The sequence below is a fragment of the Phenylobacterium sp. genome, assembly GCF_030646615.1.
Classification (GTDB): Bacteria; Pseudomonadota; Alphaproteobacteria; order Caulobacterales; family Caulobacteraceae; genus Phenylobacterium.
Map to the genome: position 1 here is coordinate 1 of NZ_JAUSLG010000094.1, position 24,293 is coordinate 24,293.

General features: G+C 69.1%; 26 protein-coding genes and 1 other RNA gene. 16 read left to right on the forward strand and 11 right to left on the reverse strand.

Annotated features, from left to right (window positions below):
* From Q7S93_RS16535 to Q7S93_RS16545, 3 genes are all read left to right on the forward strand, one after another.
* A partial coding sequence (locus Q7S93_RS16535) for a CpaF family protein (protein ID WP_304715232.1) occupies window positions 1-574 on the forward strand: 574 nt, incomplete at its 5' end.
* A gap of 8 nt (window positions 575-582) precedes the next feature.
* The gene (locus Q7S93_RS16540; RefSeq protein ID WP_304715348.1) at window positions 583-1,557 is read left to right on the forward strand and encodes a type II secretion system F family protein; all 975 of its coding nucleotides are present in this window, start codon (window positions 583-585) and stop codon (window positions 1,555-1,557) included.
* 12 nt (window positions 1,558-1,569) lie between these two features.
* On the forward strand, window positions 1,570-2,553 hold the full coding sequence (locus tag Q7S93_RS16545) for a type II secretion system F family protein (RefSeq protein WP_304715236.1): 984 nt from the start codon (window positions 1,570-1,572) through the stop codon (window positions 2,551-2,553).
* Between the two features lie 2 nt (window positions 2,554-2,555).
* Here the strand turns inward: Q7S93_RS16545 and Q7S93_RS16550 are convergent, their stop codons facing one another.
* Window positions 2,556-3,392 carry a tetratricopeptide repeat protein gene (locus Q7S93_RS16550; RefSeq protein WP_304715350.1) on the reverse strand — a complete coding sequence of 279 codons (837 nt, stop codon included), beginning with the start codon at window positions 3,390-3,392 and terminating at the stop codon, window positions 2,556-2,558.
* Window positions 3,393-3,479: 87 nt separating this feature from the next.
* Here Q7S93_RS16550 and Q7S93_RS16555 point away from each other — a divergent pair, with 87 nt between their 5' ends.
* Both Q7S93_RS16555 and Q7S93_RS16560 read left to right on the forward strand, forming a co-directional pair.
* Window positions 3,480-4,856, forward strand: a complete 1,377-nt coding sequence (locus Q7S93_RS16555; RefSeq protein ID WP_304715239.1) for a leucyl aminopeptidase family protein — start codon at window positions 3,480-3,482, stop codon at window positions 4,854-4,856.
* The gene (locus Q7S93_RS16560; protein ID WP_304715241.1) at window positions 4,853-5,689 is read left to right on the forward strand and encodes a C40 family peptidase; all 837 of its coding nucleotides are present in this window, start codon (window positions 4,853-4,855) and stop codon (window positions 5,687-5,689) included. Before Q7S93_RS16555 ends, Q7S93_RS16560 begins: the two co-directional genes overlap by 4 nt.
* An 88-nt stretch (window positions 5,690-5,777) precedes the next feature.
* Here the strand turns inward: Q7S93_RS16560 and Q7S93_RS16565 are convergent, their stop codons facing one another.
* On the reverse strand, window positions 5,778-6,449 hold the full coding sequence (locus tag Q7S93_RS16565) for a c-type cytochrome (RefSeq protein ID WP_304715244.1): 672 nt from the start codon (window positions 6,447-6,449) through the stop codon (window positions 5,778-5,780).
* A 169-nt stretch (window positions 6,450-6,618) separates the two neighbouring features.
* Here Q7S93_RS16565 and Q7S93_RS16570 point away from each other — a divergent pair, with 169 nt between their 5' ends.
* Both Q7S93_RS16570 and Q7S93_RS16575 read left to right on the forward strand, forming a co-directional pair.
* Window positions 6,619-7,368: a 3-deoxy-manno-octulosonate cytidylyltransferase gene (locus Q7S93_RS16570; RefSeq protein ID WP_304715246.1), complete on the forward strand. Its 750-nt coding sequence runs from the start codon at window positions 6,619-6,621 to the stop codon at window positions 7,366-7,368.
* Window positions 7,365-8,210, forward strand: a complete 846-nt coding sequence (locus Q7S93_RS16575) for a prephenate dehydratase (RefSeq protein ID WP_370652193.1) — start codon at window positions 7,365-7,367, stop codon at window positions 8,208-8,210. The genes Q7S93_RS16570 and Q7S93_RS16575 overlap by 4 nt, the downstream gene beginning before the upstream one ends.
* A 158-nt stretch (window positions 8,211-8,368) precedes the next feature.
* Here Q7S93_RS16575 and nudC read toward each other — a convergent pair whose 3' ends face one another.
* Window positions 8,369-9,295 carry an NAD(+) diphosphatase gene (gene nudC / locus Q7S93_RS16580; RefSeq protein WP_304715248.1) on the reverse strand — a complete coding sequence of 309 codons (927 nt, stop codon included), beginning with the start codon at window positions 9,293-9,295 and terminating at the stop codon, window positions 8,369-8,371.
* Between the two features lie 60 nt (window positions 9,296-9,355).
* Between nudC and ffs the strand changes: the two genes are divergently transcribed.
* From ffs to def, 6 genes are all read left to right on the forward strand, one after another.
* Window positions 9,356-9,454: signal recognition particle sRNA small type (gene ffs / locus Q7S93_RS16585), an RNA gene on the forward strand.
* A gap of 21 nt (window positions 9,455-9,475) precedes the next feature.
* Entirely contained in the window at window positions 9,476-11,281 is a 1,806-nt protein-coding gene (locus tag Q7S93_RS16590; protein ID WP_304715250.1) for a DNA polymerase III subunit gamma/tau, read from the forward strand.
* Between the two features lie 6 nt (window positions 11,282-11,287).
* Window positions 11,288-11,614 carry a YbaB/EbfC family nucleoid-associated protein gene (locus tag Q7S93_RS16595; protein ID WP_304715251.1) on the forward strand — a complete coding sequence of 109 codons (327 nt, stop codon included), beginning with the start codon at window positions 11,288-11,290 and terminating at the stop codon, window positions 11,612-11,614.
* A gap of 10 nt (window positions 11,615-11,624) precedes the next feature.
* Window positions 11,625-12,227, forward strand: a complete 603-nt coding sequence (gene recR / locus Q7S93_RS16600; RefSeq protein ID WP_304715255.1) for a recombination mediator RecR — start codon at window positions 11,625-11,627, stop codon at window positions 12,225-12,227.
* Between the two features lie 242 nt (window positions 12,228-12,469).
* Entirely contained in the window at window positions 12,470-13,750 is a 1,281-nt protein-coding gene (gene rmuC / locus Q7S93_RS16605; protein ID WP_304715257.1) for a DNA recombination protein RmuC, read from the forward strand.
* A 55-nt stretch (window positions 13,751-13,805) separates the two neighbouring features.
* The gene (def, locus tag Q7S93_RS16610; RefSeq protein WP_304715264.1) at window positions 13,806-14,315 is read left to right on the forward strand and encodes a peptide deformylase; all 510 of its coding nucleotides are present in this window, start codon (window positions 13,806-13,808) and stop codon (window positions 14,313-14,315) included.
* Between the two features lie 84 nt (window positions 14,316-14,399).
* Here the strand turns inward: def and Q7S93_RS16615 are convergent, their stop codons facing one another.
* Complete coding sequence (locus Q7S93_RS16615; RefSeq protein ID WP_304715271.1) at window positions 14,400-14,666, reverse strand: hypothetical protein; 267 nt, start codon at window positions 14,664-14,666, stop codon at window positions 14,400-14,402.
* Between the two features lie 100 nt (window positions 14,667-14,766).
* Here Q7S93_RS16615 and fmt point away from each other — a divergent pair, with 100 nt between their 5' ends.
* Together fmt and truA are read left to right on the forward strand one after the other, a co-directional pair.
* Window positions 14,767-15,693, forward strand: coding sequence for a methionyl-tRNA formyltransferase (fmt, locus tag Q7S93_RS16620; protein ID WP_304715354.1), 927 nt, complete (start codon window positions 14,767-14,769; stop codon window positions 15,691-15,693).
* Window positions 15,693-16,454 carry a tRNA pseudouridine(38-40) synthase TruA gene (truA, locus tag Q7S93_RS16625; protein WP_304715280.1) on the forward strand — a complete coding sequence of 254 codons (762 nt, stop codon included), beginning with the start codon at window positions 15,693-15,695 and terminating at the stop codon, window positions 16,452-16,454. The genes fmt and truA overlap by 1 nt, the downstream gene beginning before the upstream one ends.
* Before the next feature lie 102 nt (window positions 16,455-16,556).
* Here the strand turns inward: truA and dapE are convergent, their stop codons facing one another.
* Window positions 16,557-17,714, reverse strand: coding sequence for a succinyl-diaminopimelate desuccinylase (gene dapE, locus Q7S93_RS16630; RefSeq protein ID WP_304715282.1), 1,158 nt, complete (start codon window positions 17,712-17,714; stop codon window positions 16,557-16,559).
* A 168-nt stretch (window positions 17,715-17,882) separates the two neighbouring features.
* Between dapE and Q7S93_RS16635 the strand changes: the two genes are divergently transcribed.
* On the forward strand, window positions 17,883-18,515 hold the full coding sequence (locus tag Q7S93_RS16635) for a hypothetical protein (RefSeq protein WP_304715283.1): 633 nt from the start codon (window positions 17,883-17,885) through the stop codon (window positions 18,513-18,515).
* Between the two features lie 41 nt (window positions 18,516-18,556).
* On the opposite strand, the gene Q7S93_RS16640 is transcribed toward Q7S93_RS16635, so the two are convergent.
* The 6 genes from Q7S93_RS16640 to yidC all read right to left on the reverse strand — a co-directional run bounded on the left by Q7S93_RS16640 (window position 18,557) and on the right by yidC (window position 24,292).
* A complete protein-coding gene (locus Q7S93_RS16640) occupies window positions 18,557-18,988 on the reverse strand; it encodes a hypothetical protein (RefSeq protein ID WP_304715284.1) in 432 nt (143 codons plus the stop codon).
* 343 nt (window positions 18,989-19,331) lie between these two features.
* The gene (gene dapD / locus Q7S93_RS16645) at window positions 19,332-20,171 is read right to left on the reverse strand and encodes a 2,3,4,5-tetrahydropyridine-2,6-dicarboxylate N-succinyltransferase (RefSeq protein WP_304715285.1); all 840 of its coding nucleotides are present in this window, start codon (window positions 20,169-20,171) and stop codon (window positions 19,332-19,334) included.
* A complete protein-coding gene (locus Q7S93_RS16650) occupies window positions 20,171-20,833 on the reverse strand; it encodes a pyrimidine 5'-nucleotidase (RefSeq protein WP_304715286.1) in 663 nt (220 codons plus the stop codon). The genes dapD and Q7S93_RS16650 overlap by 1 nt, the downstream gene beginning before the upstream one ends.
* Complete coding sequence (gene argB, locus Q7S93_RS16655) at window positions 20,830-21,744, reverse strand: acetylglutamate kinase (RefSeq protein ID WP_304715287.1); 915 nt, start codon at window positions 21,742-21,744, stop codon at window positions 20,830-20,832. Before argB ends, Q7S93_RS16650 begins: the two co-directional genes overlap by 4 nt.
* Window positions 21,745-21,839: 95 nt before the next feature.
* The gene (gene yihA / locus Q7S93_RS16660) at window positions 21,840-22,496 is read right to left on the reverse strand and encodes a ribosome biogenesis GTP-binding protein YihA/YsxC (RefSeq protein ID WP_304715289.1); all 657 of its coding nucleotides are present in this window, start codon (window positions 22,494-22,496) and stop codon (window positions 21,840-21,842) included.
* Window positions 22,493-24,292, reverse strand: a complete 1,800-nt coding sequence (gene yidC, locus Q7S93_RS16665; RefSeq protein WP_304715291.1) for a membrane protein insertase YidC — start codon at window positions 24,290-24,292, stop codon at window positions 22,493-22,495. Before yidC ends, yihA begins: the two co-directional genes overlap by 4 nt.
* Window position 24,293 lies beyond the last annotated feature (1 nt).

Below are 24,293 nucleotides of genomic sequence, written 5' to 3' on the forward strand. Positions count from 1 at the left end.
CGAGCTGCAGCTGCAGCAGCCCCATGTGGTGCGCCTGGAAACCCGCCCGCCGAACCTGGAGGGCCAGGGCCAGATCACCATGCGCGACCTGGTGAAGAACTGCCTGCGGATGCGGCCCGAACGGATCATCGTCGGCGAGGTCCGCGGACCTGAGGCCTTCGACCTGCTGCAGGCTATGAACACCGGCCATGACGGCTCCATGGGCACCCTGCACGCCAACAGCCCGCGCGAGGCGGTCAGCCGTCTGGAGTCCATGATCACCATGGGCGGCTATGGCCTCCCCTCGAAGACCATCCGCGAGATGATCGTCGGCTCCATCGACGTCATCATCCAGGCCGCACGTCTGCGGGACGGCTCGCGGCGCATCACCCACATCACCGAGGTGGTGGGCCTGGAGGGCGACGTGATCATCACCCAGGACCTGATGCTCTACGAGATCACCGGCGAGGACACCGAGGGCCGGGTCGTGGGACGTCACCGGTCCACCGGCATCGCGCGGCCCCGGTTCTGGGACCGCGCCCGCTACTATGGGTTGGAGCGGGAACTGGCCGAAGCCCTGGACGCCGCCGAATGAGCGCCACCCTGCTCACCATCCTGGCCGCCGCGCTCGGCTTCATCGTCGTGGCGGGCTTCGGCTTCGCCCTGGCCGGTCCGTCGCCGAGTCAGGCGCGGACCGCCAAGCGGACCCAGGCGATCCTGGGCCGAGAGCCCCGGGACGCCAAGACCCGCCGCGTCACCGGCGCCACCCAGGACCAGCGGCGCAAGCAGATCCTGCAGAGCCTCAAGGAACAGGACCGCCAGCAGCGCAAGGCTTCGCTCTCGATCAGCGCCCGTCTGCAGCAGGCGGGTCTGAGCCTCAATGTTCGCACCTTCTGGCTGATCAGCGCCGGGCTCGGAGCCTCGGTCTTCCTTCTGGTCCTGATGGCGGGCCAGGCCGCCTATGTCGCCCTGGGGCTGGGTTTCGCCGCGGGCCTTGGCCTGCCCCGCTGGATCGTCGCCATGATGGCCGCCCGGCGGATCAAGAAGTTCATCGGGGCCTTTCCCGACGCCATGGACATCATCGTTCGCGGCATCAAGTCGGGCCTGCCGGTGAACGACAGCCTGCGGATCATCGGCGCCGAGGCGCCCGAACCCCTGGCCAGCGAATTCAAGTCCATGACCGAGAACACCGGCATGGGCGTCTCGATCGATCAGGCCATCGACCGCATGTATGAGCGGATGCCGGCCCAGGAGGTGCGCTTCTTCGGCATCGTCCTGGCGATCCAGCAGAAGACGGGCGGCAACCTGGCCGAAGCCCTGGGCAACCTCTCGACCGTGATCCGCGCGCGAAAGCTGATGCGGGAGAAGATCAAGGCGCTCTCCGGCGAAGCGGTGGCCTCGGCCTTCATCATTGGTTCGCTGCCCCCGGCGGTTGTCGTCATGATCACGGTCATGGCCCCGGAATATATGGCGCCCCTGTTCACCGACGTCCGCGGCCGGCTCATCCTCCTGGGCGGCGCCCTGCTGATGGGCATGGGGATCTGGGTGATGCGCCGCATGATCCGGATGAAGATCTAAGGTGCGCCCGCGATGAACCTCGGCGCCTTCACCGACCCTGACAACCTGCTGGCCGTCTTCGTGGCGGTGGTGACCTTCGCCACCATCGTCACCATCGCCCGGCCCTTGATGAACCGTAGCAACCTCGAGGCGCGGCTCAAATCGGTCTCCAGCCGGCGCGAGGAGCTGCGGCGCAAGTCCCGGGAGGCCCTGGTGGCGGCCAAGGGCGGCTCCCTGCGCCAGACCGACGAGGGGCTCTACAAAAAGGTGGTCGAGCGGCTGCAGCTTTCACGCCTGCTGGAAGATCCACAGGTGGTCGAGAAGCTGGCCCAGGCCGGCTTCCGCGGGCCGCGACCGGTCAGCACGTTCTACTTCTTCCGCTTCGTATCGCCCTTTGTCATCGCCGCCGGCGTCGGCTTCTATCTCTTCGTGGTCAACGACTTCGGCCTGACCGCCATGACACGCTTCGCCGCCACCGTGGGCGGGCTGACCCTGGGCTACTACGCGCCCAACATCTACATCAGCAACATCGCCCAGAAGCGCCGGGAGTCCATTGTCGGCGCCTTCCCCGACGCCCTGGACCTGCTGCTGATCTGCGTGGAGTCGGGCCTGTCCATCGAGGCGGCCATCCAGAAGGTCAGCCAGGAGATCGGCGGCTCCTCCATCGAGCTGGCCGAGGAAATGACCCTGCTGACCGCCGAGCTTTCCTATCTGCCGGAGCGGCGCCAGGCCTATGAGGGGCTGGCCCGGCGGACCAACCATCCGGGTATCAAGTCAGTCACCACCGCCATGATCCAGGCCGAGCGTTATGGCACCCCGCTGGGCACGGCGCTGCGGGTGATGGCCAAGGAAAATCGCGACCTGCGCCTGGCCTCGGCGGAAAAGAAGGCCGCCCAGCTGCCGGCCAAGCTGACTGTGCCGATGATCGTGTTCTTCCTGCCGGTCCTGTTCCTGGTGATCCTGGGGCCGGCGATCCTGCGGGTCATGGACATGATGGCCGCCAACGGCCCCGCCTGACGCTACTGGGCCGAGCCCACGGAATTCCAGGACCGGCCTGCGCCGCCCGTGGCGCTCTGGGCCGCCGCCGCGCGCAGATAGGCGAGGTTGTTGGCCACCTGTTGCGGCGGCAGATCCTGGCGCGCCAGGGCCTCGGCCTCGGCCAGCCGGCCCTGCAGGCCAAGGATCAGCGCCAGGTTCTGGCGGGCGACAGCGGTGGCGCCCGGCAGGGTCGCGGCGTGGCGCAGGAGCGCTTCGGCTTCGGCGGTCTGCCCTCGGGCGGCCTGGAACATGGCGAGGTTGGACAGCACCGAGGCGTTGTCGGGAGCGAGCTGCACGGCGCGGCGGTGGGCGCTCAGGGCCTCGGCGTCGCGCTGGGCCTGCTCATAGGCCATGGCCAGCAGAAAGGGCGCGCGCCAGTCGCCCGGCGCCAGGGTCTGGGCCTTGCGGCCCGGCTCGACGGCGTAGAAGCCCTGGCCGCGGGACAGATGGGCGCGGGCCAGCTCCAGCATCACCTCGACATTGTCGGGCGCCAGAACGGCCAGCCGCTCGGCGGCGGCGGCGGCGTCATCCGGCTTGCCCATATTGCGCAGGGCGCGGGCGAGACCGATGCCGGCCTCAAGGTCTGTGGCGTCCAGATTGACCTCCCGGGCCCAGAAGGCCGCCCGGGCCAGGGGATCGAGGCGCGCCGAGAGGGCGCGCTCCTCGGCGCTCGCCTTCTGGGGGCCCGCCGGCTGGGCGGGGGTTTCGGCAGGCGCCGGGGCGTCCGCCTTGCCCTTGAAGCCGAACGCCTGCGCCGGCGGGGCCGAGGCCAGGCTCAATGCGAGGGCGGTTGCGGCGAGGGCCGACATGCGACACATGACCAAGGGTAGCCTCCGTAGGTTCCGGCCAGACTGGACCCGGCGCCTTAAAGGAAGCGTTAAGCATAAGCCGAAGGGCCAGCCGCCATGTCCGATGTGATCCTGGACGCCGCCGAGGGCGTCATCGTCCCCGTCCACCTGCTGCGGGAGGCCGATGCGGACGCCGCCGTGGCTGAACTCGGTCAGCAAGGCCGCGGCCTGGCGGCGGCCCAGGGGTTCAAGGGCAAGGCCGGTCAGGTTCTGCTGGTCCCGGACGCCGAGGGCGGGCTCGAACAGGTCCTGTTCGGCCTCGGCCAGGCGCGGGCCTCCGGCGTGCGCGCCCTGGCCGCCAAACTGCCGCAGGGAACCTACGAAATCGTCCGCAGTCCCCATGACATCGCCCCCGACGAGGCGGCGCTGGCCTTCGCCCTGGGGAGCTATCGCTTCGACCGCTACAAGAAGAAGCCCGACGAGCGTCCTCGCCTGCTGGCCAAGGGCGCCGACGTAACCGCCGTCCGCGCCGTGGCCCATGCCAGCGCTCTGGCCCGGGACATGATCAACACCCCGCCCAATGACATGGGGCCGCTGCAGATCGAGACCATCGCCCGGGAGATCGCCGAGCAGCATGGGGCGGCGATCACGGTGGTCACCGGCGAGGGCCTGCTGGAGGCCAACTATCCCGCTGTCCACGCCGTGGGCCGCGCCGCCGCCGCCGGCCGCGAGCCGCGGATGATCGAGCTGTCCTGGGGCCAGGAGGGCCATCCCCTGGTGGCCATCATCGGCAAGGGCGTGGTGTTCGACACCGGCGGCCTCGACATCAAGCCTTCAGCCGGCATGCGGCTGATGAAGAAGGACATGGGCGGCGCCGCCCACGCCCTGGCCCTGGCCCGGATGGTCATGGCCGCCCGCCTGCCGGTCCGGCTGCTGGTCCTGACTCCGGCGGTGGAGAACGCCATTTCGGGCGATGCGATGCGGCCGGGCGATGTCATCGACTCCCGCAAGGGCCTGACCATCGAGGTGGGCAACACCGACGCCGAGGGCCGGCTGATCCTGGCCGACGCCCTGACGCGGGCGGCCGAGTTCTCGCCGGACCTGACCATCGACCTCGCCACCCTGACTGGTGCGGCGCGGGTGGCGCTCGGCCCGCAGCTGCCGCCCTTCATGACCGACGACGAGGCCCTGGCGGCGGCCATCATGGCCGCCTCCGAGGCGGTGGAGGACCCCCTGTGGCGGCTGCCGCTCTGGAAGGGCTATGTCGAGGCCCTGGACAGCGACGTGGCGGACCTGAAGAACGATCCCGACGGCTGGGCCCAGGCGGGCGCCATCACGGCGGGCCTCTTCCTGCAGCGGTTCGCGCCGGAAGGCGCCTGGGTCCACCTGGACATCTTCGCCTGGAATCCCAAGGGCAGGCCCGGCGTGCCGGCCGGCGGCGAAGTCATGGCCATCCGCGCCCTCTTCCGCCTGCTGCAGGATCGCTACGGGTGAGCCGCGATCCCCGCCTGACCCTGGCTCGCCCCGACCTGGCCGCCGCCGGGCTCGAGGGGATGGTGGCGGCTGACCGTTATGCCGAGCCCGAGGCGCGCACCTGCCGCCTGCCCGCCAGCGCCATCCGCACGGCGCCCTCAATGGGGGCCGAGCAGGCCGATCAGCTGTTGTTTGGCGAGGTTTTCGACGTCCTGGACGAGGTCGACGGCTTCGCCTGGGGCCAGGCCCGACGGGACGGTTATGTGGGTTTTGTCGCCCTGGCGGCGCTGGGGGCGCCATCGCCCGTCACGCACCGGGTCAGCGCCCTGCGCACCTACGCCTTCGAAGGCGCCAGCATCAAGGCGCCGGCGTTTGGCCCCTTCAGCCTCAACGCCCTGGTCAGCGAAGTCGAGCGCGAGGGGCGTTTTGTCCGCGACGCCAGCGGCGCCTGGTTTGTCGAGCGCCATCTCGCCCCGGCAGGCTTCGACTTCGCCCACGATCCGGCCCTGGTCGCCGAACGCCATCTGGAGACGCCCTATCTCTGGGGCGGGCGCGAGAGCCTTGGCATCGACTGCTCGGGGCTCATTCTGCAGGCGATGCTGGCCTGTGGCCGGGCCTGCCCGCGGGACACCGACATGCAGGAGGCGCGCTTCACCCAGAGCGTCGATCCGCAGGCCCTGCGCCGCGGGGACCTGGTCTTCTGGCGCGGCCATGTGGCCCTGATGCTGGACGCCGAGCAGATCATTCACGCCAACGCCCACCACATGGCCGTGGCCATCGAGCCGCTGAACACCGCCATCGCCCGGATCGAGGCGGCGGGCTCGGGCGAACCCACCAGCTATCGCCGGCCCTGAGCCCGCGCCGAGAGGCCCAGGCCGCCAGACACGAAAAAGCCCGGCGCTGAGGCCGGGCCTGATCGTTCGGAGGGTGTCGTCCCTTGGCCTAGTTGGCCGGGGCGGCCGCTTCAGCCTCAGCCGCAGGGGCCTCGGCGCCGGCTTCGGCCGGGCCCTCAGCCGGGGCCGCCTCTTCGCCCTCGGCGGGCGCGGCGTCTTCGGCGGCGGGCTCTTCCACCGGGTTCGGCGCCGGGAAGGGGATGGAGCCGCCCATGGAGTGCAGATAGGCGACCATATTGATCAGCTCTTCGCGGCGCTTCAGGCCGACGAAGGTCATCTTGGTGCCGGGGATCACGCGCTGCGGCGCCTCAAGGAAGTGGCCCAGCTCTTCGTGGGTCCAGACCGGCGCTTCTTCGCCGTGAGCCACCATGGCGGCCGAATAGGAATAGCCGGCATGGAAGGCCGGGTGAGCGCCGACGACGCCCCACAGGTTCGGACCCGTTCCATTGGCGCCGCCCTGGGCGATGGTGTGGCAGCTTTGGCACTTGGCGAAGCTGGCCTGGCCAGCCGCCACGTCGGCGGTCGGCAGCACCGTGCCCCAGTCGATGGGCGCCTCGGCGGGCGCGCCGCCGGCGGCGACCTCGGGAATGTCGATGGCGTAGCCAGCGGTCTCGGGCGCATGCGGCGCGAACACGATGGCGGAGGCTTCACGCAGGCCAACAATGGCCAAGCCTGTCGCCAGCACTGCGCCGGCGACCTTGTTGAACGTAAGGTCGCTCATAGTCTTGGATTCGGCCCTCTTTGAGGCCGGTCATCGAAACCGGCAGACGCGCGGGAATCTCCCGCCCCTTATTGCGCCCGCGTCTCTTACACGCTACCGGCGCTGGTGCAACCGGCCAGTTCGTCGCTGGGAGCCTCAAGCGCTGCCGCGCACAGTCCTCAGCCGAACCATGACGCCGATCATCCTCATACCCGCCCGCATGGCCGCCACCCGCCTCCCGGGAAAGCCCCTGGCCGACATCGAAGGCGCGCCGATGATTGTGCGGGTTCTGCGTCAGGCGGAGGCGGCCAATATCGGCCCGGTGGCCGTGGCGGCGGGGGATCCCGAGATTGTCGAAGCCGTGGAAGCCGCTGGGGGCCGTGCGGTGCTGACTGATCCGGACCTGCCCTCGGGGTCTGATCGCATCCTCCGGGCCCTGGACGTCCTGGACCCGCAGGGGCGCCACGACGTGGTGATCAATCTGCAGGGGGACATTCCCTTTGTGGCGCCCGGCGTGGTGCGCGACTGCGCCGCGCTGCTGGCCCGTGAGCCGACCTGCGACATTTCGACCATCGTGGTCGCCGACAGTGACGTCGCCGAGCGCGCGAACCCCGACATCCCCAAGGCGGTGCTGGCCATGGCGCCAGACGGCCGCTCGGGCCGCGCCCTCTATTTCACCCGCTCGACCCTCTATGGCGACGGGCCGGTCTGGCTGCATCACGGGGTCTATGGCTATCGGCGTGACGCCCTGGTCCGCTTCACCGCCGCGTCGCCCTCCCCGTTGGAGCAGCGCGAGCGGCTGGAACAGCTGCGCGCCCTGGAGATGGGGATGAGCATCTGGGCGGCGGTGATCGACTCCGCGCCGATCTCGGTGGACAACCCCGCCGATCTGGAACGCGCCCGGGCCCATGCCCGAGCCATGAGCGAGGGATTTCGATGAGCCAGGGACGTATCGCCTTCCAGGGCGAGCTGGGCGCCAACAGCCATGAGGCCTGCGCCGCCTACTTCCCAGACTATGAGCCCGTCCCCCACCCGACCTTCGACGAGGCCTTCGAGGCCATTAAGACCGGCGACTGCCAGCTGGGCATGATCCCGGTTGAGAATTCCATCGCCGGCCGGGTGGCCGACGTGCACCACCTGCTGCCCAATTCCGGCCTGAAGATCATCGGCGAGAAGTTCAAGCCGATCCGCTTCCAGCTGATGGTCAATCCCGGTGTGAAGATCGAGGAGGTCACCACCGTCCAGTCCATGGCCATCGCCATCAGCCAGTGCCGCAAGACGGTCAAGCGCCTGGGCCTCAAGGCTGAGACCGTGGGCGACACCGCCGGCGCGGCGCGGATGCTGGCCCAGAACCCCGACCGCAGCCGGGCGGCGATCTCGCCGGCCCTGGCGGCCGAAATCTACGGCCTGGACATCCTCATGCGCGACATCGAGGATGAGCGGCACAACACCACGCGCTTCCTGGTGATGACCGCCGACCGCGATCCGCCGGCCCCGCCCTTCACCAGCCCCTGCATCACCAGCTTCGTCTTCCGCGTGCGCAACCTGCCGGCCGCCCTCTACAAGGCGCTTGGGGGCTTTGCGACCAACGGCGTCAACATGACCAAGCTGGAAAGCTACATGGAGGACGGCGCCTGGACGGCGACCTTCTTCTACGCCGAGGTGGACGGCCGGCCCGAGGATCGCGGCCTGGCCCTGGCCATCGAGGAGTTGCAGTTCTTCTCCGAGAAGTTCGAGATCCTCGGCGTTTATCCGGCCGATCCCTTCCGCGCCCGGGTTTAGGGACGCTCAGGCGCGGGGGCGGCATGCGGTGCGACCGCCCTCGTCCTTCGAGGCCCTGCTGGCGCAGGGCGCCTCAGGATGAGGACGGAATGAGGGCCCGCTAACCCTCTCCCTCATCCTGAGGTGCGAGCGAAGCGAGCCTCGAAGGACGCACGGCCTCAGCCCTCCTCGGCCCAGGCCTTCAGCAGTTGGTGGGCGATGGCGAGCGGCCCCGGCGCGAAGACGCCTTCGATCTTGCCGGCCAGCAGGTCGCGGGCCTCGGCGCGGGTGAACCAGCGGACCTCCGACAGCTCGGTCTGGTCCGGGGCGGCCTGGTCGTTCTCCACCTCGGCCAGCAGGCCGATCATCAGCGATGACGGATAGGGCCAGGGCTGGGTGGAGTGATAGCGGACGCTGACCGCCTTCAGGGCGGCCTCTTCGGCCAACTCCCGGGCGCAGGCCTCCTCGATGCTCTCGCCGGGCTCCACGAAGCCGGCCAGGGCCGAGAACATGCCCGGCGGCCAGGCCTCCTGGCGGCCCATCATGCAGCGGTCCCCCAGATAGGGCAGCATGATCACCACCGGATCGGTGCGCGGAAAGTGCTCGGCCTTGCAGGTGGGGCACTGGCGCTTCCAGCCCCCGTCGACGACCACGCTGGGTTCGCCGCAAGCCGCGCAATGGCGGTGGCGGCGGCGCCACTCGAACATCGACTTGGCGGTCGCCGCGATGGCGGCTTCAGAGCCGGGCAGGCGCAGGGCGATGGCCCGAAGGTCTTCAAATGAGCCGACGCCGCGCAGGGGCCCCTCGGCCGGGTCCACCCCGCCCTCGATGTCCACGGCGAAGACGGCGGTGTCCTTCCACAGGCCCATGAACAGAAGTCGTTCGACCCCGCCGGCCAGCTCGTCGGAAATGGTCGCCGGCACATAGGCCAGCTGCACGCCGCCGCCTGCGGTGGTCTCCACGAGGGGGCGGCCGTTCCACAGGACAATGGCCAGCGATTCGGCCGCGGTCTGCATTTCGGCGAGCCAGGCTGTGTCGCCCCGGCGCTCGCTGGCGCGGTCCAGGGGGTTGCCGGCGAAGGTGTTCTGGAAGGCTGTGAGAGGCATGAACGCGGTTCTATCTGCGCAGCGGCTTGCACGCACCCCTTTCGATCGCGATATTGGGGGTGGAGATCGGCGACGGGCGGAGTCCTCGCCAACCCGGTCAGGTCCGGAAGGAAGCAGCCGTAACGAGTTTCGCTTCGGGTCGTCGTCCGGTCTCCACCCGCTTCCTCTCACCTTCGTCCCATGGCCGACCCAGACATCACGCTCGATTCCGATCTGCCCGAGCGTGATCCGAATACGACGGACATGTTTGGAAACCCCGAGCCGGCGCCCGCGCCGCCTGCGGCGGAGAGCGCGGCCTATACGGTCATCGCGCGGAAATACCGGCCTAGGACCTTCGAGGACCTGTTCGGCCAGGAGGCGATGGTGCGCACCCTGCGCAACGCCTTCTCCGCCGGCCGCATCGCCCACGCCTTCATGCTCACCGGGGTCCGCGGGGTCGGCAAGACCACCACCGCCCGCCTGCTGGCCCGGGCGCTGAACTACGAATCGGACACCATCCACGCCCCGACCCTGGATCTCTCCCAGGATGGCCGCCACTGCCGGGCCATCGTCGAGGGCCGGCACATGGACGTGCTGGAGCTGGACGCCGCCAGCCGCACCGGCGTGGGCGACATGCGCGAGCTGCTGGACGGGGTGCGCTATGCGCCGGTGGAGGCGCGCTACAAGGTCTATATCATCGACGAGGTCCACATGCTCTCGACCGGGGCGTTCAACGCCCTGCTCAAGACGCTGGAGGAGCCGCCGCCCCACGCCAAGTTCATCTTCGCCACCACCGAGATCCGCAAGGTGCCGGTGACCATCCTGTCGCGGACCCAGCGCTTCGACCTGCGCCGGGTCGAACCCGAGGTCATCGTCAAGAACCTGGAGATGATCTGCGCGGCCGAGGGCGCGCGGGTGGAGGCCGAGGGCCTGACCCTGATCGCCCGGGCCGCCGAGGGCTCGGTCCGCGACGCCCAGTCCATGCTCGACCAGGCCATCGTCCAGGCGGAGTCCGGCCAGACGGTGAGCGCCGTCTCGATCCGCGACATGCTGGGCCTGGCCGACCGGGCCCAGACCATCAGCCTGTTCGAACAGGCGATGAAGGGCGAGGGCGGTCCCGCCATCGAGACCTTCCGCAGCCTGTACGGCTATGGCGCCGACCCGGCCCAGGTCATGGGTGACCTGCTGGAGCATTGTCATTCGGCCTCGGTGGCCAAGGCCGTCGGACCCCAGGCCCTGGTCATGCCCAAGGACCAGGCCGCCCGCCTGACCGCCATCGGCGCGGCCCTGTCGGCCGGCACGCTCTCGCGGGTCTGGCAGATCCTGCTGCGGGCCCATGAGGAGGTGCGCCGCGCGCCCGATCCGGCCGCGGCCGTGGACATGGCCCTGATCCGCCTGGCCTACGCCGCCGACCTGCCGGGTCCCGAAGAGGCCTTGAAGAAGCTGCAGGCCGGCGAGCCTCTGCCGGGCGGCTCTGGTCCTTCCGGCGGCCCCGGCGGTGGCGGTGGCGGGAGCTCCGCTATGGGCTCAGGCGGCGGGGCGACGGCCATGGCCCGCCAGATGGCCCAGCCCCAGGCGCAGGCTACGCCTGAGATCAGCCTGCGCCGGTTCGAGGACGTCATCGCTCTGATCGAGCAGAAGCGCGACATCTCCCTGCGGCTGGACGTGGAGCGGTTCGTGCGGCCCATCGCCTTCCGCCCCGGGGTCATCGAGTTCGAGCCGGCCCCCGGCGCCCCCAATACCCTCATCCAGCGCCTGGCCGGGCGGCTCAAGGAATGGACCGGTCAGCCCTGGCTGATCGTCGCCCAGGGCGGCGGCGGCGCCGAAAGCCGCTGGGAGCTGCAGAAGCGCGAGGAGCGCGAGGCCCGGGAGCGGATCGAGCAGGACCCCTTCGTGCGTTCCGTCATGGAGGCCTTTCCCGGCGCGGAGATCCTCAGCGTCCGCGCCCTGCCGCAACCCGACGTCCAGCCGACCGGCGAGGACGAGAACGAGACCGAAGAGGACTAGAGCCCGATGAAGGACCTTGGCTCCCTGATGAAGCAGGCCCAGGCCATGCAGCAGAAGCTGGCCGACGCCCAGGCGCGGCTGGCCGAGACCACGGTCGAGGGCACGTCCGGCGGCGGGATGGTCAGGCTGACCCTGCGCGGCTCGGGCGAACTGGCCGGCGTGGTGCTCGACGAGAGCCTGCTGGCGCCCGGCGAGGGCGAGGTTGTGTCGGACCTGATGGTGGCGGCCCATGCGGACGCCAAGCGCAAGCTGGACGCCATGCAGGCCGAGGTGATGCGCGAGGCCGCCGGCCCCCTGGCCGGCATGGGCCTGCCCGGCATGCCCAAGTTCTGATCGACGCCCCTTGGCCGCATCCTCCGGACCCGAGATCGAGCGGCTGATCGCGCTGCTGGCCAAGCTGCCCGGCATGGGGCCGCGCTCAGCCCGGCGGGCGACGCTGGCCCTGCTCAAACGCCGCGAACAGTTGCTGACCCCGCTCGCCCAGGCCCTGGCCGACGCAGCCGAGCGGGTGAAGACCTGTTCGATCTGCGGGGCTCTGGACACCCGAGACCCCTGCGCCGTCTGCGCCGATCCCGAACGGGACGGGGGCATGATCTGCGTGGTCGAGGAGGTCGGCGCCCTGTGGGCCATGGAGCGGGGCGGCTCTTTCCGGGGTCGCTACCACGTCATGGGCGGCCTGCTTTCGGCCCTCGACGGGGTCGGGCCGGACTCGCTGCGGGTGGGCTCCCTGGTGGCCCGGGCCGAGGCGGCCGAGGTGACCGAGGTGATTCTGGCCCTGCCAGCCACGGTGGACGGCCAGACGACCGCCCACTATCTGGCCGAGCGCCTGGCGCCCTGCGGCGTGACCATCTCCATGCTGGCCCGCGGCGTCCCCGTGGGCGGCGAACTGGACTGGCTGGACGACGGCACCATCGCCCAGGCGCTGAGGGCCAGGCGGCCGGCCTGAGGCCTCGCGTCCTTCGAGGCTCGCCGGCGCTCGCACCTCAGGATGAGGAGGCAGGTGAGGCTATGACCTCACCTTCTCACCACCTTCTCACCGTCATGGTCGGGCTTGACCCGACCATCCATGAACACCGGGCTGGTCGTGGGCCCTCGGATCGAGTCCGAGGGCGCCGGAGTGTAAGGGTCTGGCGCCGCGCCTCTGCCCACCCCCTGGCCCCTGCGCCCGACTCCCGCTAGGAACGGAGCATGAACCTGGATGCCTCCCTCGTCGCCGTGGTGGTCTGCGCCCTGGCCGCCCTCGCCGGATTCGCCTGGGCGTTGATGGAACGGCGCCGGGCCGACCGGCTGCAGGGCGACTACTGGAGCCTGCGGGACCAGAGCGCCAACGCCGAGGCGGAGCTCCGCAGCTTCAAGGCCCAGTCCGAGTCCCAGGCCGAGATTCTGCGCAACCAGGCGGCCCAGTCGGCCAATGTGGTGGCCGAGGCCCTGCTCAAGCGCACCGAAGAGACCTTCCGCAATCGCGAGCAGCTGGCTCAGGCGAGGCTCGAGGCCCAGCTGAAGCCGGTGGCCGAGACGCTCGCCAAGTTCCAGGAGCAGGTCACGGCGGTGGAGAAGACCCGCGCTGAGGAGACCGGCGGGCTGAAGGCGCAGATCGCCCAGCTGCTGACCGCATCCGTCGCGACCCAGGACGAGGCGCGCAAGCTGTCGGCGGCGCTTCGCCGGGGGGCCGGCGTCCAGGGGCGCTGGGGCGAGCAGACCCTGCGCAATGTGCTGGAGGCCGCGGGGCTTTCGCACCGCTATGATTTCGATGAGCAGGTCTCCACCGACGCCGAGGAGGGCCGCCGCCGTCCCGACGTCACCGTTCGCCTGCCCGGCGGGGCCCTGTTCGTGATCGACGCCAAGTGTTCGCTCAACGCCTTCCTCGACGCCCAGGAGGCCACCGACGACGCCGTGCGCGAGGCCTGTTTCGTGCGCCACACCCAGAGCGTGCGGGCCCACATGCAGAGCCTGTCGGCCAAGGCCTATTGGGACCAGTTTCCCGCCTCGCCCGACTTCGTGGCCATGTTCATCCCCGGCGACAGCTTCCTGGCCGCGGCGCTGGACCGGGCGCCGGACCTGATGAGCGAGGCCATGGACCGCCGGGTGCTGGTGGTGACGCCCACCACCCTGTTCGCCCTGTGCAAGGCCGTGGTCTATGGCTGGCGGGTCGAGGAGCAGGCGGCCAACGCCCAGGAGATCTCAAAGCTCGGCCGCGAGCTCTACAAGCGCCTGTCGGTCATGGGCGGCCACGCCGCAGCCGTGGGCAAGAAGCTCGAAGAGGCCGTCGGCAAGTACAACCAGATGGTCGGCTCCCTGGAAACCCAGGTGCTCACCCAGGCCCGGCGCTTCGAAGACCTGAAGGTCGATCACGAGGGCCGGGACATTCCCGAGCTGAACCCCATCGAGACCGCCGTCCGCCCCCTGGCCAAGCTGATGACAGAGAGTGAACCGCCGCCGCGCATCCGCGCCGTAGGCGACGAAGGCTAGGGGCTGGAGCGTCCCTGACCTTGACGCTCGCGGGCCGGCCCCTTACCTCCCGATCATGGCTATCCGCGAAATCCTCACGGTCCCGAACCCGATCCTTAAGCAGGTCTCCCAGCCTGTCGTCGCCGTGGACGACGCGCTGCGCGCCCTGATGGACGACATGCTGGAGACCATGTACGCCGCGCCGGGCATCGGCCTGGCGGCTATCCAGATCGGCGTGCCCAAGCGGGTGATCGTCATGGACATCGCCGGCCCCGACGAAGAGCGCCAGCCGCGCTACTATGTGAATCCCGAAATCCTCTGGACCTCGGACGACACCGCCCCCTATGAGGAAGGATGTCTCTCGATCCCGGACATCTATGACGAGGTCGAGCGGCCCTCCAAGGTCAAGCTCCGCTATCTGAACTACCAGGGCGAGCAGGTGGAAGAGGACGCCGAGGGCCTGTTCGCCGTCTGCATCCAGCATGAGATGGACCACCTGGAAGGCGTGCTGTTCATCGACCACCTGTCGCGGCTGAAGCGCGACCGCGCCGTGGCCAAGGTCAAGAAGCAGGCCCGCGCCGCCTGAGGCGGAACGGCGGGCGGGCAATTCCGGAACACAAGACGGGCGACCCGTTGAACGCGCCGCCCTTCGTCATGTCTGAGCCTGATCTCAGTTCGTCGCGTCGTCGGCGGCTTCGCTGATCTCGTCGCCTGCCGCTTCCAGGGCCTGGCCGGCCTCGTGGGCGGCCTCCTCGGCCATGGCCACGGCGTCGGACGCGGCCTCCTTGGCCACATCGGCGGCTTCGGACGCCGCCTGGCGGGCCTCGGCGGCGACCTCGGCGGCATCGGCCTCGGCTTCATTCTGTTCGGCCTGCGAGCAGGCGGCGAGCGCCAGGGCGGCGGCGGCGAAGGTGATGGTGGTCAGGGTCGTACGCATGATGGCCTCCTCTTCTCCTGAAGCCCTCGGAGAACGGTCAAGCTTGTCGGCCAGTTCCCCCCGGCTTTGCGCACCCTACGGGGCAGGGTAAATGGCGTCCATGCGCCTGGCCTTTCTCGGTACCCCTGACTTCGCCGTCGTCGCCCTGGCCCGCCTTGTGGCGGCCGGCCACGACATCGCCTGTGTCTATTCCCAGCCGCCGGCGCCCCGGGGGCGAGGCCAGACGCTCAAGCCCTCGCCGGTTCACGCCTTCGCCCTGGAGCATGGCCTGCCCGTGCGCACGCCGGCCTCCATGCGCGACCCGGCCGAGATCGAGGCCTTCCGCGCCCTGGATCTCGATGCGGCCTGCGTGGTCGCCTACGGCCAGATCCTGACCCGCGAGGTGCTGGAGGCGCCCCGGCTCGGCGCCTTCAACCTGCACGGCTCGCTCTTACCCCGCTGGCGGGGCGCGGCGCCCATCCAGCGGGCGGTGATGGCCGGCGACGAGATCACCGGCGTTCAGGTGATGCGGATGACCGAGGGCCTGGACGAGGGGCCGGTGCTGGCCACCGCCACGGCGCGCATCGGCCCCCGGGACACCGCCGGCGACATCCATGACCGGCTGGCCGAGCTGGGCGCCGAGCTGCTCGCCGAAACCCTGCCGAAGATCGAGGCCGGGGTCGCTGAAGAGGTCCCGCAAGCCGCCGACGGCGTCACCTACGCCAGGAAGATCCGCCCCAAGACCGCCCGCATCGACTGGACGCGTCCGGCCGCCCGCACCGATGGCCAGATCCGTGGCCTCTCGCCCTTTCCCGGCGCCTGGTTCGAGGCGCCCGGCGAGAAGGGGCCTGTGCGGGTCAAGGTCCTGGCCTGCGTCCGCGAGGATGGGACGGGCGAACCCGGCGAGGTGCTGGACGACGATCTGCTGGTGGCCTGCGGCGAGGGCGCCGTGCGGCTCCTGCGCCTGCAGCGGGAGGGGCGCGGTCCGCAGGAGGCCGAGGTCTTCCTGCGGGGCTTTCCCCTGCCGGCCGGAACGAAGCTCAGTTGATGCCCCGCTACAAACTTACTGTCGAGTATGATGGCCGGCCCTATCGGGGCTTCCAGGCCCAGGCGGGGCTGGCCTCGGTGCAGGGCGCCATCGAGGCGGCGGTCAAGGGGTTCTGCGGCCAGGATCTGCGGCTGCAGGCGGCGGGGCGCACCGACACCGGCGTCCACGCCACCGGCCAGGTGGTGCATGTGGACCTGGACAAGGCCTGGAAGGCCGAGGTGGTCCGCGATGCGCTGAACGCCCATCTCGTGCCCCAGCCCATCGCCATCCTGTCGGCCGAACTGGTGGAGGATCCCCGCTGGCACGCCCGCTTCTCGGCGACCGAGCGGCGCTACATCTATCGGATCCTCAATCGCACGGCGCCGCCGGCCCTGGACTGGGGCCGGGTCTGGCATGTGAAGAAGCCCCTGGACGCCGACGCCATGCATGCCGCCGCCCAGGCCCTGGTGGGCCATCACGACTTCACCACCTTCCGCGACCTGCAGTGCCAGGCCAAGTCTCCGATGAAGACCCTGGACGTGGCCAGCGTGCGTCGCGAGGGCGAGGAGGTGATCCTGGAGTTCGCCTCGCGTTCATTCCTCCACCGGCAGGTCCGCTCGATGACCGGCACCCTGGCCGAGGTCGGGCTGGGGCGCTGGAGCGCCGCTGGCGTGGCCAAGGCCCTGGCCGCCCGCGATCGCCGCGCCTGCGGTCCCGTGGCGCCCGCCACCGGCCTCTATCTGGTCGGTGTGAAGTATGGCGCGTCAGCGCCGGAAGATTGAACCACCAGGCTCACAAAGAGCACGAAGGACGCAACGGCTCTTCGTGAACTTCGTGCCCTTCGTGGTGGATGCCTACTCTGCGCCTTCGGCGCGAGGGACGCATTAGCCGCCGAACCGCGCGAAATAGCGGGCGATCAGACGCTCATAGACCGCCTGCAGGTCGTAGATTTCGGACACCGGCGCCCGCTCGTCCACCGCATGCATGGTCTTGCCCACCAGGCCGAGCTCCACCACCGGGCAGAGGGCGCGGATAAAGCGGGCGTCCGAGGTGCCGCCGGTGGTCGACAGTTCCGGGTCGCGTCCGGCCACGTCGCGGACGGCGGCGGCGACCACGTCGGTGAAGTCGCCGGGCGGGGTCAGGAAGGCCTCGCCGCTGATGGCCGGCGTGACGCGCACGGTCCCGTCGAAGTCCTGCGCCTGATCCTGCGCCACGCCTTCAATCCAGGCGGCGAGGCCGGCGCCGGTGTGGGCCGGGTTGAAGCGGATGTTGATCCGCGCCCGGGCGATCGCCGGGATGACAGTGGTGGCGGCGTTGCCGATATCGATGGTGGTGATCTCGAGGTTCGAGGGCTGGAAGCCGCTATAGCCCTCGTCCAGCACATGGGCGTCCAGCGCCGCCAGGATGCGCACCAGCACCGGCGCCGGATTGGCCGCCCGGTGCGGATAGGCCACGTGGCCCTGCCGGCCCTCCACGACGATCTCGGCGTTGATGGAGCCCCGGCGGCCGATCTTGATCATGTCGCCGAAGGTCTCGGCGCTGGTGGGCTCGCCGACCACGCAATGATCGACCGCCTCGCCCTCGGCCATCAGGGCCTCGACCACCTTCTTTGTGCCGTCCAGGGCGACGCCTTCCTCATCCCCGGTGATCAGGAAGGAAAGCGAGCCACTGACCTCGCCGCGGGAGAGCGCAGCTGAGGCGGCTGCGGCGAAGGCGGCCAACGCGCTCTTCATGTCCACCGCGCCGCGGCCGATCAGGATGTCGTCGACGATCTCTGCGGCGAAGGCGTCGCGGCTCCAGGCGCCGGCGTCGCCCACCGGCACCACGTCGGTGTGGCCGGCGAAGCAGAGATTGGGGCGCGCTGTTCCCCAGCGGGCATAGAGGTTCTCGATCTCGCCGAACCGCATCCGGCGGCAGGCGAAGCCGAGCGTTTCGAGCTGGCTTTGCAGCACGTCCATGGCCCCGGCGTCGGCCGGGGTGACGGAGGGGCGGCGGATGAGATCCTGGGTGAGGCGGACGGCGTCGAGGCGGGTCATGCCCATGCAGGTAGCCGCAGGCCCAGCGATGAGCAATGGCCGGTCCCCCAGACTGCAATAGGCCGCGCCCAGGATGAGATGATTAATCGCCAGTAATCATCTCAGTGTAGGGACCATCCGCATTCCCGTCGGAATGGTTAGGTGCTCAAATGTCCAAGTAATCGGAGACATGAGATGAACCTGGTCGAGATATTTGGGCGACATCACGCGAAGCCATGCAAATCCCGAATGGGTTTGGCCTTGCGATCGGCTGATCCTCACTATCGACCGCCGGAGAAAGCGACGTTTGGCCAACGTCGTCGCCGCATCGACGCTTCAACCAGTGACCATCTTTACTTTGTGGTGCGTTCGCTGGGCGTGCAGGGGCGGGACCATGTTCTGCAATACGCCTTTGCCGACGATCGCGGAAACGTGGTCATGAGCGCCTTTGTTCGGTCGCAGGCGCCGGCGGCGATCATGTTCGGAACCCGGGCCGAGGATCTGGCCATGGAGCCGCTGGACGCCGAGGCGTTCGATCACATCGCCGCGCGGCTCTGCGGCGGGGCCACTCTGGTGGCCTATCAGCGGGTTCTGCAAGGCGGGCTTCTGCCCTATGGCGCGGTGCGGTCTGCAGCCGGTGTCGAGTGCGCCTGGCGGCGGTTCCAGCAGACGGCGCGGCGGATCGGCCTGGAGGTCTCGGCCCGCGAGCCGCTGACGCTCAATGACTGCCTGACCCATGCCGGACTGCCGGCCCTGGAGTCAGAAGACGCGGCCCTGCGGGCGCTGGCGATCCGCAGCCTCTGGCGTTGGATGGACGAGGTCGGCTGAGTGGGGGCTCAGCCTCTCAACCTCTTAGCGCGGTGCGAGGATTAGCGCGGCGTGCGGACGGCGTCCCAGAAGAGCGGCTTCAATTCGGTGAAGAAGGCGTCGAGGCCGTAGCGGTCGCCCAGGGTGAAGAGGCCGTCGGCGTCGCGATTGAGGTATCCGTTGGCCGCCAGGATGAGCAGCTTGCGACGGGCGCTCTCGCGGGGAATGCCGGTGATCTCCGACAGGCTGAGCGCATTCAGCCCCCGGGGCGTCCGGGCGACGCCCGCCTCTCCGTTGATCGACTCGGCCAGTTCCGACAGCAGGAAGGTCAGATAGAGGACGTACTGGTCCAGATCGCCGTCAAAGCGGCTCCGAATCCGAATCAGGGCCGCCGAAAGCTGACCACCCCACCGGTAGAAGAAGCGCTGCGCATCCTGGTCCAGATAGCCTGGACTGGGTTCGCTCCAGCAGCGCGCCTCAGCGGGCACGCCCATCGTCTCATCCGCCGCATCCCTTAGGGAAAGCGATTGAGAATTCGATGTTAATGAAAACATAACCACCGCTCCGGATATGGGCCCCGTCGCAAAAAACAACGAAAACCTGTCAATAGTTAGGCGAAGCGGGGACCAATTCTATTCGGGCCAATGGGTCAGCTGAGGGGGAAGACTTTGTTAACCAAGAATAGAACCGCCCCCGCTCCTGAGATCAGCCTAGTCTACTCGCCCATAACGGGAAACAACCCCCGCGCTCAAAATGAGCGGGTGACGCACGGTTAAGCGCATCGCGCAGTTGGCAGGCGCCCGCTGACGCGTAAGGGGGCGGCCCGTATGGGTTTTTTCAGTCGCGGAGCAGTTCGTTGACGCTGGTCTTCGACCGAGTCTGGGCGTCCACGGTCTTGACGATCACCGCACAATAGAGAGACGGCCCGACGCCGTGCGGATCGGGCAGCGAGCCCGGCACCACGACCGAATAGGCCGGCACTTCGCCGCGATAGGTCTGGCCGGTCTTGCGGTCGACGATCTTGGTCGAGGCGGTGATGAACACCCCCATGGACAGCACCGCGCCTTCACGGACGATGACCCCCTCGGCCACTTCGGAGCGGGCGCCGATGAAGCAGCCGTCCTCGACGATGGTCGGATTGGCCTGCAGGGGCTCCAGCACCCCCCCGATGCCGGCGCCGCCGGAAATATGCACGCCCTTGCCGATCTGGGCGCAGGAGCCGACCGTGGCCCAGGTGTCGACCATCGTCCCGTCGCCCACATAGGCGCCGATGTTCACGAAGGATGGCATCAGGACGACGTTCTTGCCGATGTAGGAGCCGCGACGGACCACGGCGCCCGGCACGGCGCGGAAGCCGGCCTCCTGGAACTGGGGGGCGTCCCAGCCGTCGAACTTGGTGGGGACCTTGTCCCAGTAGGGGCCCGGCGCGCCGGCGTGCATGACGCTGTTGGGGTTCAGGCGGAAGGACAGCAGGATCGCCTGCTTGGCCCACTGGCGGACCTCCCACTGGCCGTCGTCGGCCCGCTCGGCCACCCGCAGGCGGCCTTCGTCCAGCAGCCGCAGGGTCTCGTCCACCGCCGTGCGGACCGGGCCCTTGGTGGCCGTCGAGATCCCGTCGCGGGCCTCCCAGGCGGCTTCGATCTCGGTCTTGAGGTCATCGAAGGTGAGCGCGGTCATCAGCGGGTCTCCCTGAGGCGTGCGGTCGCCAGGAACGGCGCCAGCGTTTCGGTGCGATGTTGAACGAAGGGGGCGGCCGAGGCGCCCGCATGGGCGCCCACCAGCACGGTGGTCATGCCAAGATCGGCGGCCGGCGCCAAGTTGCGCTCGGAGTCCTCGAAGAAGGCCGTCGCCGCGGGCTCCAGGCCATGAACGTCCAGCATGGCCTGGAAGGCGGCCGGGTCGGGCTTGGGCCGAAAGCCGAAGGAGTCGATGTGGAAGACGTCGTCGAACAGGTGGTGGAGGCCCAGATGGTTCAGCACCCGCTCGGCATGGAAGGCGTCGGCGTTGGTGAAGATCAGTCGACGGCCAGGCAGGCGCTCCAGCGCCGCCAGCAGATCGGCGTCGTGGGCCAGGGCTTCCAGGGAAAGGTCATGGAACAGGGCGTGGAAATCGGCGGGATCCACCCCGTGATGCTCCATCATGCCTCGAAGCGTCAGGCCGTGCTCGACCAGGTAGCGCTTCTGGAGCGCATAGGCCTGGTCCGTTGGCAGGCCGGTGACCTTGACCACGAACTGCGTCATCCGCGTCTCGATCTGGCCCATGAAGCCGGACTCGGCCGGATAGAGGGTGTTGTCGAGGTCGAACAGCCAGGTGTCGACGTGGACGAGGTCGGCGCTCATGCCGAGATCAGGGTCCCGGCGCCGTGTTCGGAGAACAGCTCCACCAGCATGGCGTGCGGGCGACGGCCGTCGAGGATGACCACGGCCTGCACGCCGGATTCCACCGCGTTGATCGCCGTCTCCAGCTTGGGGATCATGCCGCCGGTGGCGACGCCGGAGGCGATGGCCTCGCGGGCCTGGGCGAGGTTCATCTCGCGGATCAGCTGGCCGTCGGCGTCCAGCACCCCCTTGACGTCGGTGAGCAACAGCATGCGCTTGGCGCGCAGGGCGCCGGCGAGCGCGCCGGCCACGGTGTCGGCGTTGATATTATAGGTCTCGCCGGCCTTGGAGACGCCGATCGGGGCGATGACCGGCACATAGTCCTCGTCCGCATAGATCAGGGCCTCGATCAGCTTGGGATCGATCTTGGTGGGTTCGCCCACAAAGCCCAGGTCCACGGCCTGTTCGATCTGGCTGTCGGGGTCCTTGCGGGTGCGGACAGCCTTTTCCACCGTGATCAGCCGGGCGTCCTTGCCCGACAGGCCCACGCCCCGGACATCGGCCTCGGCGCCGGCCAGGGTGATCCAGTTGGCGATCTCCTTGTTGATGGCGCCCGACAGCACCATCTCGGCGACCTCCATGGTGGCCGCATCGGTCACCCGCAGGCCGTCGACGAAGCTCGACTTTACGCCGGCCTTGTCCAGCATGCGGGAGATCTGCGGCCCGCCCCCATGGACCACCACCGGGTGGACGCCGAGCATCTTCAGCAGGACGGCGTCAGCGGCGAACAGCTTGGCCACGGACTCTTCGCCCATGGCGTGGCCGCCATACTTGATGACCACGGTTTCGCGGTCGTAGTGCTGGATGAAGGGCAGGGCCTCGGCCAGGGTGCGGGCCGTCGCCCAGCCTTCTTCTTCGGAGGTGTCGGTCACGGCGCGGCGGCTCCCAGGACTTGGACGGCCCCGATAGCCGACAGCGGCTTCTGTGTCACCCGCCGCCCGCCGCTTTGACGCCGGCGATCGTGTGTCTAGACCTCGGTGATCTCGCAGGCGGCGGCGATTTCGGCCCGCAGTTCGGCCAGGCCGGCGGCGGTCTCCGCCGAGGTGGCGATCACCCGGGGGAAGGCGGCCGGGCGCTTGGCGATGGCCGCCTCGGTGCGGAGGCGGACCTCCTCCACCGCGGCGGGGCGCAGCTTGTCGGCCTTGGTCAGGACGATCTGATAGGAGACGGCGGCCCGGTCGAAGGCGTCCATGGGATCGCCGTCCACCTCATTGAGGCCGTGGCGGGCGTCGATCAGCATATAGGCGCGCTTCAGGTTCGGACGGCCGCGCAGATAGTCCCGCCCCAGGTTCTGGAACTTCTTGACCTCGGTGCGCGAGGCCCGGGCGAAGCCATAGCCCGGCAGGTCCACCAGGCGCAGGCGCTCGTCCAGCACGAAGAAGTTCACCTCGCGGGTCCGACCGGGCGAATTGGAGGCCCGCGCCAGGTGCTTGTGTCCCACCAGTGCGTTGATGAGCGAGGACTTGCCCACATTGGAGCGGCCGGCGAAGGCCACTTCCGGCAGGTCCGGGGCCGGCAGCCCGTCCATGGCGACGGCCCCCATCATGAACTCCGCCTTGCGGGCGAAGAGGATGCGGGCGGCCTCCAGGGCGGCTTCGTCGAAGAGTTCGTCAGGCGCGCTCAAGTGACGGCCTTCTTGCCCTTGAAGCGGTTGATCAGGCTGTCGATCGGGTTATCGACCTGGAACTTCCGCATGATGATGTACTGCTGGGCGATGGTCAGGATGTTGTTCCAGATCCAGTAGATCAGCAGGCCCGCGGCGAACGGCGCCATGATGAAGGTGAACATGATCGGCATCAGCTGGAAGATGCGTTGCTGGATCGGGTCGGTGGCCGGCGGGTTCATGGCCGTGGTCAGCCACATGGTGAAGCCGTAGAGCAGCGGCAGGACGCCCAGGTGCAGCGGGCCGTTCAGGAAGCCGCCGATCAGCGGGACAGCGCCCGGATCCCACGGGATGGCGCCGAACAGGTTGAAGATGGTCGTCGGGTCCCGCGATGAGAGATCCTGGATCCAGCCATAGAAGGGGGCGTGCCGCATCTCGATGGTGACGGTCAGCACCTTGTACAGGGCGTAGAACACCGGGATCTGCACCAGCATGGGCAGGCAGCCGGTCAGGGGATTGATCTTCTCGGTCTTGTAGAGGCCGAGAAGCTCCTGCTGCTGCTTGGCCGGGTCGTCCTTGTACTTCTTGCGCAGCTCTTCGATCTGGGGCTGCACCTTCTTCATCTTGGTCAGCGACTCGTAGCTCTTGTTGGCCAGCGGGAAGAAGACCAGCTTGACCACCACGGTGAGCGCCAGGATGGCGAGGCCCACATTGCCGATGTGCTGATAGATGAAGTGCAGGAAGCTGAAGAGCGGCCGGGTCAGGAACCAGAAGTTGCCCCAGTCGACGGCGGCGTCCAGCCGGGGGATGTTCAGGTCGGTCTCATAGGCCTTGAGCACCGGCACGGTCTTGGCGCCGGCGAAGAAGCGGGTGGTCTCGGTGATCTGGCGGCCTGACGCGATGGTCCGGGGCTGGCCCACATAGTTGGCCTCGAAGATCTCCACCGGGCCGGCGCGGGTGACCCGGAACTCGCCCTTCAGGGTCTCGTCCTGGTCGGGGATCAGGGCCGCCAGCCAGTACTTGTCGGTAATGCCGAGCCAGCCGCCCTGGGAGGTGACCTCGGGGCCGCCGTCCTTGGCCCACTTGTTGTACTTCACCAGGCGCAGCTCTTCGCCCAGCCAACCCACCGCGCCCTCGTGCACGATCTGGTTCTTGCCCAGGTCGGCGGGCACGCCCTGGCGCTGCACCGAGCCATAGGGGGCCAGTGTCACCGAGCCCTGGCCGGTATTGGCCACCGTGTCGGTCACGGTGAACATGTAGCGGTCGTCCACCGAGATCTGGCGGGTGAAGGTCAGGCCCTGGCCGGTGGTGTGACGAAGGGTGACGGGAGAGTCAGGCGCCAGGCGATCGCCCGCCACCAGGGTCCAGCGGGTGTCGGGGGTCGGCAGGCCGGTGAGATTGGCGCCGGTCCAGCCGAACTCGGCGAACCAGGCATATTCGGCGCCCTCGGGGCGGAGCAGTTCGACGGCCTCGGCGTTGGGGTCGACGCTGACCTTGTAGTTGTTGAGGAACAGGTCATCGATCCGCGCGCCGCGCAGGGCGATGGAGCCGGTCAGCGAGGGCGTCGCCACCGGAACCCGGGCGGTGCGCGCCACGACGGCGGCGCGGTCGGCCAACTGGGCCGGACTCGAGGGCAGGTTGGGGTCGCGGCCCACCGGATTGGTGCCGGGCGCCACAGGGGCTTCGGCTGCGGCTCGGGCGACTTCGGCCTGCTGGCGTCTGGCCGCCGGCTCGATCACCAGGAACTGGTAGACCACCAGCACGATGATGGCGCTGACCACGAACAGGATCGTGTTGCGGGTATTGTCATTTTGCATG